The sequence below is a fragment of the Clostridium sp. genome, from assembly GCF_036646415.1.
GTDB lineage: Bacteria > Bacillota > Clostridia > Clostridiales > Clostridiaceae > Clostridium_J.
Genome location: NZ_JAVXMF010000028.1, coordinates 19,368 through 30,648, shown reverse-complemented (window position 1 = coordinate 30,648; position 11,281 = coordinate 19,368). Strand labels below are relative to the sequence as shown.

Genomic DNA, 11,281 nt, shown 5'->3' with positions numbered 1-11,281 from the left:
TGTATCCCCCTTATTTTTTTTTGTCATATTTGCCTACTAAAATTATACTCTAACACATCTTAATAAAATTAAAATGCCGCCAAATTTTGCTTTAACGACGAAAAAACTACCAAAATAAATTTCAGTAGTTCCACTTCCTAGCTGCTACCAAGTTTTTTTGTTCTATTCTTTTTAAAGTTTTTCAACCTTTAGGGGTCTTTCCAAGGGAAAGACTTATCTGACCGAGGTTGTTATGACAAGTGATAGCCACACCCTTGCTGGGTGAACGTCAGTACGCCCTACTTGCTATAAATCATATAAAATGATACTGGTATTAAATGGTCTAATGGTCAAGATATTAGCCCCCATAAATTTTATGATAATTCAACTAATCTCTTTAGTGCTGGACATTGCTCCACCATTTCCACCACAACATCAAATACTATAGATGCTTGTTGCCTATCAGAAGCACAGCCATTAGCAAGAACTCGCCTCTGCCAATCTCTACATGCACCACTGGTTGTAGTATTAATACCTACTTCCACCCAATTTAAAAATCACATATCCTCCAACAAAACTACATTCCTCAATTTCGCCTTCAACATTTCTCTATCTTCTCCATTGTCCACGCTAACATTTCCACGTTTAAACCCATTCCACACTACTTCCTTCCCTTGATTTAAATAGGTTTCAAACTTACTGCCAAAGAGAGTTGTTGGAGCTAAGTATTCCTGGAACTTAGTACCTGTCCATCTTATTTTCATATTGTCTATAACAGTCCTAAAATCCTCCACTGTGAAACCATCTTGAAACTTTGCCTTAATTAGACTAAGTGTTACCTTTGTATCACTTTTAAACTTCTTTCCTGTTTGCAAGTTCAAATAATCTATTATCTCAAAAGCCCCTTTCTTCAGAAAGGCTAGGTTATTATTATATTTAATAGAGGGATCTTTAGTAGAGGAATTATTTGTTGTGGACTCACACTGACACCCCTTAAGATTCCCATCTATACCCTGAAGGTTTTCATCCTCACTATAGGAATTTCCATCCACACTATCCTTGTTTTCATCTACACTCTTTAGATTATTATTTTCCTCTAAATTTTCGTAACTACAAGCCTCTTTTATCTTATTACTGTTATCATCTTCTACATTTACACTACTAATTATTAGCTCTGTATATTTTTCACCTATGCCAAAATAGGAATACGTACCACCTTCTCTTATAACCTGGTGGGTAAGTACTCCTGCATCTCTTAATTTAAAAAATCTAGATTGCACAGTGCATTTTTTCATATTTAATATAGGTAGCTCCCTCGAAACCCATTCAAATACTATATATGCAATTATGAAATTTTTTACAATAATTTTCCCAATAATTTATAATTTAAAATTTCCAATTTTAAGTTTTCTCTAAGAGCCTCAACCCCAGTTACCCCTAAGCTTTGAACCCTCCAAGAACATAAAAACATAAAAACATAAAAACATAAGAACATTGTAATTCCCGTAATTAATTTTAACTTTTATATCTATTAAACTTTTTAAAGAATTAGGCAGTAGTAATCATGATAAAATTTAAAGTCTGTATTTAAAGAAGAGCTGCCTCAAAATTTAATTTTGAGACAACTCTATATTTTTTAATTTTTTAATTTACAAAAAGAAACTACAGTTTAAATGTACCATATATGCCTAGGGTGAATTACTGTGGTATATTTCTGATGGAGAAACTACTGATGTTCCTATAACCCCAACGTCTATAACTATTTCTAGAATATAAAATTCATCCTTATACCGACTTCCATTGTTTTCAAATTGTCGGAATTTCTTACAAGTTATATTAGCTGCTTGTCTCTGGAAATATTTAAGACCCTCAAAGGTTTTAGTATTTTCCTTTTGGGTGTAAGCGGTGGAACACCTACCGTACCTATAAAAAATCAGCTTCACATTAAATATGCGAAGCTGATTTTTTAGTAGAAACCCTCTTTTGCAATTTGCTTTATGTAGTTGTATTGTTTTCGTATGAGTTTCTTAAAATCAGTGTCTGATAAATTATTATACAGAGCAATGCCTTCTTCATAAAGACACTCATATATAAGTTCACAGTAATCATCATCTTCTCGATACATTTTTTTATATCGTTGTTCTAGTTCATACGGAAAATCAAGAGTATAAGCTATTCCATCAATTTTCCCAGTAAGAAACTCCTTTGTCATGTTCATCATATAATCAATATTAAGCAGATTCATTGCAAGATTCCTCCTCTGTATTTATTCTGCATTCAGATTGTATTTTATGTGACCAAGGTAAATATTCCTCAAATAGTGAAGTTTCTAAAGGATATTTACTATTTGGCAAGTTTATAAATATATATTCAAGATATTTATAAGCATCTAAATTATTAGCTGCTGTATTTATAATGCTAAATATAATTGCTGATGCTTTTGCACCATCAACTGAATCTGAAAATAATGAGTTTTTTCGTGTGATTGCTACAGGCTTTACTGCAATTTCGGATAAGTTATTAGATAATGGAATCTTCCCATCAAGCAAGAAATTAGTAAAATACTTCTTATGATTAAGTGTATATTTCAAAGCCTTTTTTAACTTCTCTTGATTAGTAAAAGTATTTTCAGCCCATGCGAAAAAGGCATCCAACACAGGGACACTTTTTAGAAATCTGTTCTTTTTTCTCTCTTCTGAGGATAACTCTTTCCATTTTCTTTCTAGCTTAAAGAGTTTATCTCAGTAGGCTCGTCCTATTGGTGGACCTTCATAGTTTCCAGTCCTATGTACCCAAATAAAAGATTTACTTGATGCCTTCTTTCCATTTTCGTGATTAACTTGCCAAGTTGTTTCATCACTCATTATAATATCCGATTTTAGCAATTGCTTGTGAATCTCATCATATAGAGGCTTAAGCCAATATTCTGAGCTACGGATCATCCAGTTTGCCATCATATCTCTTTTAATCTCGGCACCCATTCTTTTAAAATCCTTTTCTTGGCGGTATAAAGGCATTGACATCATATATTTTTGATACATTACCCATGACACAATTGAAGGCGACGCAAAAGAGTGCGTAAGCACAGGTGCTGGTACAGGCGCACTGGATATCGAATCATATGGATTAATATCATTTTTCCCACATTCGATGCACTTGTATACATACTGGACGTAGTCCTTCATTATTAGCTTCGCTGGGATATATTCAATTTCAGATCGTACTTTTTTCTTTCCTATTATCTTAAGTTCACTGTTACAGATTTTACACACTGCTTCATCTACCGCAAGAACACATTCAACTATTTCATGAGGTAGTGATTTAATTAACTTTTCTCTATCACCTTTTTTCCTTACTGGTCTCTTATGCTCTTTGATTTCTATAACTTTATTTTCGGATTCATTTGATTCTCCATCGATTAACTCACCAAAAAGAAAACATTGCCCATTTACCTGAGGTGTTTTCTCACTTGACGCTCCAAAACGCTGTTTTGATGATTGCAACACTGCTTGGGTTAAAAGTTCTACATTATTTTCCAGAGATTCTACCTTTTCCTGCAGTTTTTTATTTTCGTTTTCAAGTTCTTTAATACGTTAATTTTTTTCATATAAATGCTGCATTTTAAGGCTCCTTTCTGGTTTGGTTAATCTTATAGCCATATCATACCAGAAAAACAGCTATTTTACTAGTTTTTGGAGGAAGTTAAAAGATCATTTTTTCAGTATTAATACTTTCTTTAAGCGCCTTTTTCTGATCAATTTGTAAGCTATCTAAAAGCCATTCAAGCTGTCGCTTTGTTATATCTCTTACTTCTCCTTGAGTCTTTGGCCACTGAAACTTCATTTCATCAGAGAGGAATTTTGTAACCAAGATAAATCCATTTCCATCCCACCTCAAAGCTCTTAAAGAGCTATGTTTTTTATTGCAAAATAAGAAAACACTTTCTCCGCTATATGGATTTAGCTTAAATTTCAATGAAATTAATGAATCAAGTCCATTTCGTTATTTGATTTTTCAGTTTTATTTATTTTATTACTCCAATAATAATACCTATTTTTGCTGATTTCATTAAGTTTACACCATTCTGAAACCGGTAGTCCACTTTCATCTCTTGCTTTAATTCTCTGCTCCCAGAGAATTATATCTTGATTTGTTGATTTCAAAATAAAACCTCCCATCTATTTACTTTATAAAAGTATATCAAATGAGAGGCTGTTTTACATGACGGTGTTTGTTCCATAGCTTACCAAAAATACACCATAAAATCAAATTCTATGGTGTTTGTTGATTTATATTTAAAATTTATTTGCAACACAAAAACTAATCCGCAAAAACCATTAATCAGACTAATCCCAAAATAAATGCCACTAAATAAATATTTATTGGCTTTTGTTATTTCCATATTTTACACCCCCTAAGGGTGATTCCAAGGGAATGACTTGTCCGACCGATGTTGCTATAGCCTTAGAAACTTCAACGTAGCAAGTTGCGATATAAGCAAAACTAAATATTAATTCTATTCACAATTTGTTCATTCTACCTAAAGTTCTTCGGAAGGAGTCTGCCAAGGCGACTGAGTTTGATAATTTATAAAGTTAGATTTTGTTAATAAATTTATCTTTATTTTGAATATTTTATAATTGTTTTGTTCATAATTATTAGTAGCAATTAAACGTTTATCCTCGTATATCTTGTACTACCGCATTTAATACATACATGAGTAAAAATTATGTATAACAGAATGAAAAGAGGAATAAATATGTCTAAAAACAAACCAATTTATTTATCGGTAGTTGCAAGTGCAGTATTATGCAAACTTGATACATTATCAAGGTACACTTACTTATATCTAATAAATAATCCTAACAAATCTGTAGAGATTGTGTATTGGATAATGGTTATTGTGCTACTTATGGCAATAAAGTACTTACTAGCTAATACTAATAGGATAAGGTTTTAATAGCAATAGACGAGTTGTATTAATTACAGCTCTTCTTTACTTTATTTAACTCCATAATAATCAACATACCAATCAGCAAACTTCTGTAGTCCTTCTTCTATACTAGTAGAAGGTTTAAACCCCACAGATTCCTGAAGTTTATCTGTTGAAGCATATGTTGCAGGTACATCTCCTGCTTTTAGTGGTTCGAATATCTTTTCAAATTCTACTTCTCTACCTAATGCTTTGCTTAAGCATTTCTCTAATGTTGTTATAAATGTCATTAGCTTCTCAGGGCTATTGTTTCCAATGTTAAATACTTTATTAGGAACATCCTCCGTAGAAGGGTTACTAAGAAGTCTCTCAATTCCTTCTACTATATCATCTACATAAGTAAAATCTCTGTATAAGTCATTTTCAAAATCACCGTTGTTAAATATCTTAATAGATTCACCAGCAAAATACTTATCAGCAAAACCAAAGTAGGCCATGTCCGGTCTTCCCATAGGGCCATAAACCGTAAAGAACCTTAAGCCTGTAGTTGGTATTTTATAAAGATGACTATAAGTATGAGCCATTAGTTCATTTGATTTCTTTGTAGCTGCATATAATGATACTGGATTGTCTACAAAATCTGTTTCTTCAAAAGGCACTTTTTTATTAGAACCATATACAGAACTTGAAGATGCATACACAAGGTGATCTACAGGATTATATCTACAAGCTTCAAGGATATTAAAGAATCCTATAATATTACTTTGCATATACACATCTGGATTCTCTATGGAGTAACGCACACCAGCTTGTGCTGCTAGGTTTACTACAATATTAGGTTTATACTCTTCAAAGGTCTTCATTATCATAGCCTTATCTGAGATATCGCCTTTGATAAATGTAAAATTCTCAAAGGGTTCAAGCTTTTCTAGTCTCTTATATTTAAGATTCACATCATAATAATTATTTATATTATCAATACCAATTACCCTACAGCCTTTTTCTAAAAGTTTCTTGGATAAATAAAATCCAATAAAACCTACAGCTCCAGTAACTAGATATGTTTTTGTTGTATCTAAAGATTTATAACTCAATTCTATTCCTCCTTAGTTGCTGCAGCTTCTGAAATAGCTTCTATAGTTCTTACACACGGCCTTCCAATAGAATAATATTCCACTCCGGCTTCTTTCATAGCTTCAATATTATATAAGTTTCTTCCGTCATATACTAAAGGTGTTCTCATTAGCTTTGTATAATCTTCTGGCTTAACAGCTTTAATTTCACCCCACTCAGTAAAAATAAAGCAAACATTAGCATCTTTTAAAGTTTCTTCTATAGTATCAACATATTTTATAGTACCTTGTCCATTTTTTCCTTCTGGATATACCTTGCTAAAGTTATCCTTACCTACAGGATCATAAGCATAAACTTCTGCTCCTTGTTCTAATAATAAAGGCACATTCTCAAGTGATGGTGCTTCTCTTAAATCATCTGTTCCTGGTTTAAATGTTAGTCCAAGAACTGCTACTTTTAAACCACTGAATGTTATAAGACGTCTGCAAGCCTTCTTATATAACTTAGTCTTTTGCTCTTTGTTAACATCAATGGCAGCTTTAATAGTTCTAAGTTCATAACCATTTTGTCTTGCAATGTACTCAAGAGCCTTTGTATCCTTAGGGAAACATGAACCACCATAACCTATACCAGCATTTAGAAACTTACTTCCAATACGTTCATCAAAGCTCATGCCTTTAGCTACATCTTGAACATTAGCCCCTACAAGTTCACAAAGGTTAGCTATATCATTCATGTAAGATATTTTAAGAGCTAAAAAGTCATTTGATGCATACTTTATCATCTCTGCTGATCTTCTATTTACAGATACCATTGGAAGATTAAAAGGCTCATATATTTTCATAAGCATATCTTCTGCCCATTTACTTTCGGTTCCAATTATAACCCTTGCAGCATGAAGTGTATCATGAACTGCTGTACCTTGAGCTAAGAACTCAGGGTTTGATGCTACTTCTACTTTTACGTCATTAACTAAAAAGTCTTTTATAAACTGTTCTACCTTATCATTAGTACCTACAGGCACTGTTGACTTAACTACTACAAGACAATCTTTTTCTACCGTTTCAGCTATCTGTCTTGCAACGGTAGCTATATAACTTAAATTTGCAGAACCGTCTGGTTGCTCAGGAGTACCAACACCAATAAAGATAGCATCTGCTTCTTTGTATGCTGTTTTGTAATCTGTAGTATAATGAAGCCTACCTTCAGCATAATTTTTCTGCATCAAGCCTTCCAAATCTGCTTCATAGATTGGAGATACTCCACTTTCCATTAACTTCACTTTTTTTTCATCAATATCTACGCAGGTAACCTGATGACCTACTTCAGCAAAGCATACCCCTGCCACTAGCCCAACATATCCAGTTCCTGCTACTGCTATTTTATACATAATGCATTAACCCCTCCTCTAAATATATATATCTAAAAATCATTATTTTTTAATAGGCACTTTTAATTATTATTTTCCCTACAAGACTCCATTTACATAATGTGTATAAAATAATAGTAATCTAAGTATCTTTTCTGAATCAATTTGCATACTATACTCAGCTATTCTTGTTATTGTATCTACTTGTTGTAGTATATAGTACCTCCAGCACATGTAATATTCTTTATTTCTGAAGACCTACCATAATTACTAAATCTTCTTTCATCTACCGTTCTTTTTAATTAAAGTTTGATTCTTTAACTAATACTAAAGGTGATTTTTTCAGACCTCAGTTTAGAATGCCATAGTTTAGAAAATACTCTTTTTCTTTACTATTGAATTTTATATCTTAATATCTAAAAACATTTTTACTTGAAAAACTAAAAAAATACAAATTGCTTTGTGACTCCTTTTATAAAAGTAAAGTTTGTAAACAAAAACAAAACAGATCCAATTGCTTCTTTAATAGTTATTTTTTCAAAAGTGCTATCACCGTCTTCTTATATCCTAATGCACAAACCATTAGTGTTGTAATATATACTCCTGTCACAACATATCTAATTATATTATTGCTGTATAAGTACGTTATTATCACCATCATAAATAATTCTAAGGTTAATATTGCAAATATAAATCTATTATCATAACAAATATCAAGTCTCAATCTTTTAACACTTAAAAAGTGAAAAACCAACAATAAAGCATAACAAATTAGAGTCGTATATGCCGCTGCTATATACCCAAATATAGGTATTAATAACATATTTAGCAATATATTGGCAACCGCAGCCAACATAGTACCTAATGAAATTAACCAAGTTTTTTTTTCATATATTTCAATATTAACATACATACTATAAGCAAATTGAAACATGCACCCCATTATTACTGGTGGCATGACATATTTTGCTTGAAGATATACTTTACCTCCCAAAATATATACCACCTCTGGAGCTAACAATATAATACTAGTTCCAATTGATAAAAATAAAAATAGATATTGCTTAGATCGCTTCTTTATAACCTTATAATTTTTTTGATGTAAATTTTCCATCAACCATGGTGCCCATGCTTGGTTCATTGAAGTCCATAACACAGATACAATAAGTGAACAACTATAAGCTAAACTATACAACGCTAAATCATTAGCACCACAAATTTTTTGTATCAGCAATCTATCAGACGTTCCTAATATGTTACCACCTAAAACATGCGGTATTAAAGGAACACAAATGAATAAACCGTATCTCCAATAATATAAAGAAATTTTTCTCCCTTTGAATGTTATATACAAATATATAATTATATTAATTATAAGTAAAGGTGCTACATACCCCACTATTCTTCCAAATAATTTATCACTAAATGTTAATACAAAAATGACTGATAAACCAACTGATATTAGTGTAGAAAAAATAGAAATAAAAACAAAAAATTTATATTCCTGATATAATCTATGTTTTGTCTGTAAAAGTGTCATAACTGGCGAAACCAATAAATATATAAACATAATGTGTATATATTTGTACTCCATACTAAATAAACTGATAAAAAAATCACTAAATGTAATTACAACTAAATAACATATTGCTGTGAACAATGTTCCTAAAACCGCTATTGATGAGATATAACCATCTATATCATCCTCAAAATCAAATCTTGCTCTGTTAATTGAAGTATATAAATCTAAAGTTGTAAGAATCATTAATAAACTCATCCATGAGGTAAAGTTATTGAAATCACCATATTCACTTTTAGATAACACTCTTGTAAACAAAGGAGTAGTTAAAAAACCTACCCCTCTTAACAAAAAGTTACTAAATGTATACCAAATCCCTGCTTTAATAACCTTATTACCTGTGTTACTCTTTTTAACATTACTCATATATACTCTATTAACCTTACCCTTATGAATTACTAGTTCTAAGGATTTTCCTTTCTATTTTCATAATTGCAATTGTATATACTACATAAATTGCATAATTGTTCTAACTTTTTATTGTCTATTGAAGATGAAAATAATTCCAAGTTATCTTTAATAACACAGTCTGGTAATTTCCACCAATTTAAATCATTCAACTTCTCACAAATATCCTCTTCAAAACGATATTTGATATGCTTAGCAGGGACACCTACAACTATAGAATAGGGTTTAACATCTTTAGTAACAACTGCACCTGCACCTATAATTGCCCCATTTCCTATTTTAACTCCTGAGAGTACTGTAACTCCGCATCCAATCCAAACATCATTCCCTATATAAGTTCTTTCCTGCTTAAAACTAAAATTTGAATCAACTAACCCAAATTTTTTTTTGTAGGTAAATGCATGACCAGATATTCTTTCTGATGGATGAGTTACAGCTCCTATTGTAACATCCCAAGATATTGAACAATACCTTCCTATATTCACTAATCTTATTTTACTATACCTACCAATTGATGTCCTTTTACCTATAAAACTATTGGTAATTTCTGCATGATGTGCTACATTACAATAATCCTCGAATACTACATTTGACAAATCAACATATTTACTGATAAACAAATGCTTACTACTTTCGACTTTTTTAAAAAATTTATAGTACAAATTTTTAAATTTAACTTTAAGAAATCTTATTAATTTCATATATTACCTCTTTATAGTTTTTTAATCTCAAACATTACAAAATAAAAAAAAATATTGTGTATGTAAAATTATATAATATCACCTCTTGTTATTGATTAATTTTAAGTGTTCTATCATGTGTTTGTAATATTGCTGCATTAATAAAAACGCATTAGTTATTTGTAAGTAATCACTATCACATAATTGTTGTATATAATCATCTACATTATTTTCAAGGTAACTATTTCTACTACTTAAAACTTTGTTTGACAATTTTGATATGTACTTATTTCCTAAATCACATTTCATATCACTATATGCAGTTATTGATTGTAACCCTAAAGCTTCATTAACACCTGCGCCTCTACCATCTTCTTCAATCAGAATAGATAAATTTCTACAACTTAAATTATATATATGAGCATGCACTCTAAAACCTATGTGCAAATCACAGTCATTGTATAAATTAAATCCCTCTGAACCATAAGCAATATTCATGCATTCAATTCCCATATTTTCAACTTCTTTTTTTAACGAATTTGAATTATTAGCTAATTTACTTGGTGTATTCAGATCTTGTTCTACACCTCTATGGAAAACAAATTTAATTTCACTTTGTGGAAACTTTCTTTTTAAATATCGAACTAAATGAATCGCCAAATCCAAATTCTTCATATCAGCAGGATCAGAAACTACGATTTTCTTTATTTCCTTAAGTGGTGCCCTTGCCACCTCTGAGGTATTTACAAACTCCAAGTTATACCAAGCCGGGCATCCTGTCATTTTTGCATTCTTAAAACCATTATTTTTCAAAGCTCTAACACTGTACCAATCTCGACAACCTAATGGAAAACCATCATTTTCTATTTTTTTTAAAAGTCTGCTTGTTGCATCAGTAAACTTATAATTGTATACCGTTCTATTACTTGTATCTCTGCCTTTCCATCCCATACCTAACACAAATATCTTTGTTTTAATTTTATCTAAATCTTCTATTAAAGGTATAGACGTAGGATAAATATTAGTTTGATATCCTGGACCTCCAGCTAACACAAGAACATCGCTTTGATTGATTTCATCTAATACTGGTGTTAAATCTTTTCTTCTTTCATATTCAGTTATAATACTCTCTGGATAAACTTTTGTTAAAAGCTCTTTACTACGCTTAACTATTAAAAAATCTCCTGCGTTTTTATATGCTCCTGACAATAATGCAATTTTCATTCGGTTTCCTCCTTAATATTAACATAATATAGAAC

General features: G+C 31.1%; 13 protein-coding genes and 1 pseudogene. 1 reads left to right on the top strand and 13 read right to left on the bottom strand.

The window, feature by feature from the left end; translation table 11 throughout:
- Positions 1-353: 353 nt before the first annotated feature.
- From RSD37_RS14505 to RSD37_RS14470, 8 genes and pseudogenes are all read right to left on the bottom strand, one after another.
- Positions 354-524 carry a hypothetical protein gene (locus RSD37_RS14505; protein WP_346947459.1) on the bottom strand — a complete coding sequence of 57 codons (171 nt, stop codon included), beginning with the start codon at positions 522-524 and terminating at the stop codon, positions 354-356.
- A gap of 12 nt (positions 525-536) precedes the next feature.
- Positions 537-1,274 (bottom strand): conserved phage C-terminal domain-containing protein, encoded by a 738-nt coding sequence (locus tag RSD37_RS14500; RefSeq protein WP_346947458.1) that lies wholly within the window; start codon positions 1,272-1,274, stop codon positions 537-539.
- A 671-nt stretch (positions 1,275-1,945) separates the two neighbouring features.
- On the bottom strand, positions 1,946-2,224 hold the full coding sequence (locus RSD37_RS14495) for a hypothetical protein (RefSeq protein ID WP_346947457.1): 279 nt from the start codon (positions 2,222-2,224) through the stop codon (positions 1,946-1,948).
- Positions 2,211-2,705 (bottom strand): annotated as a pseudogene (locus RSD37_RS14490) (transposase); the annotation flags it as partial. The pseudogene RSD37_RS14490 and the gene RSD37_RS14495, both read right to left, overlap by 14 nt.
- A 15-nt stretch (positions 2,706-2,720) precedes the next feature.
- The gene (locus tag RSD37_RS14485; RefSeq protein ID WP_346947456.1) at positions 2,721-3,485 is read right to left on the bottom strand and encodes a transposase; all 765 of its coding nucleotides are present in this window, start codon (positions 3,483-3,485) and stop codon (positions 2,721-2,723) included.
- 196 nt (positions 3,486-3,681) lie between these two features.
- The gene (gene tnpB, locus RSD37_RS14480; protein WP_346947455.1) at positions 3,682-3,954 is read right to left on the bottom strand and encodes an IS66 family insertion sequence element accessory protein TnpB; all 273 of its coding nucleotides are present in this window, start codon (positions 3,952-3,954) and stop codon (positions 3,682-3,684) included.
- Between the two features lie 5 nt (positions 3,955-3,959).
- Positions 3,960-4,142, bottom strand: a complete 183-nt coding sequence (locus RSD37_RS14475; RefSeq protein WP_346947454.1) for a hypothetical protein — start codon at positions 4,140-4,142, stop codon at positions 3,960-3,962.
- An 80-nt stretch (positions 4,143-4,222) separates the two neighbouring features.
- Positions 4,223-4,381 (bottom strand): hypothetical protein, encoded by a 159-nt coding sequence (locus tag RSD37_RS14470; RefSeq protein WP_346947453.1) that lies wholly within the window; start codon positions 4,379-4,381, stop codon positions 4,223-4,225.
- Between the two features lie 357 nt (positions 4,382-4,738).
- Here RSD37_RS14470 and RSD37_RS14465 point away from each other — a divergent pair, with 357 nt between their 5' ends.
- Positions 4,739-4,939 (top strand): hypothetical protein, encoded by a 201-nt coding sequence (locus tag RSD37_RS14465; RefSeq protein ID WP_346947452.1) that lies wholly within the window; start codon positions 4,739-4,741, stop codon positions 4,937-4,939.
- 41 nt (positions 4,940-4,980) lie between these two features.
- Here the strand turns inward: RSD37_RS14465 and RSD37_RS14460 are convergent, their stop codons facing one another.
- The 5 genes from RSD37_RS14460 to RSD37_RS14440 all read right to left on the bottom strand — a co-directional run bounded on the left by RSD37_RS14460 (position 4,981) and on the right by RSD37_RS14440 (position 11,246).
- Positions 4,981-6,006 carry a GDP-mannose 4,6-dehydratase gene (locus RSD37_RS14460; RefSeq protein ID WP_346947451.1) on the bottom strand — a complete coding sequence of 342 codons (1,026 nt, stop codon included), beginning with the start codon at positions 6,004-6,006 and terminating at the stop codon, positions 4,981-4,983.
- Between the two features lie 2 nt (positions 6,007-6,008).
- A complete protein-coding gene (locus RSD37_RS14455) occupies positions 6,009-7,376 on the bottom strand; it encodes a UDP-glucose/GDP-mannose dehydrogenase family protein (RefSeq protein ID WP_346947450.1) in 1,368 nt (455 codons plus the stop codon).
- Between the two features lie 508 nt (positions 7,377-7,884).
- Positions 7,885-9,300, bottom strand: coding sequence for an oligosaccharide flippase family protein (locus RSD37_RS14450; protein ID WP_346947449.1), 1,416 nt, complete (start codon positions 9,298-9,300; stop codon positions 7,885-7,887).
- 38 nt (positions 9,301-9,338) lie between these two features.
- Positions 9,339-10,043, bottom strand: a complete 705-nt coding sequence (locus RSD37_RS14445; RefSeq protein ID WP_346947448.1) for a CatB-related O-acetyltransferase — start codon at positions 10,041-10,043, stop codon at positions 9,339-9,341.
- Between the two features lie 78 nt (positions 10,044-10,121).
- On the bottom strand, positions 10,122-11,246 hold the full coding sequence (locus tag RSD37_RS14440) for a polysaccharide pyruvyl transferase family protein (RefSeq protein WP_346947447.1): 1,125 nt from the start codon (positions 11,244-11,246) through the stop codon (positions 10,122-10,124).
- Positions 11,247-11,281 lie beyond the last annotated feature (35 nt).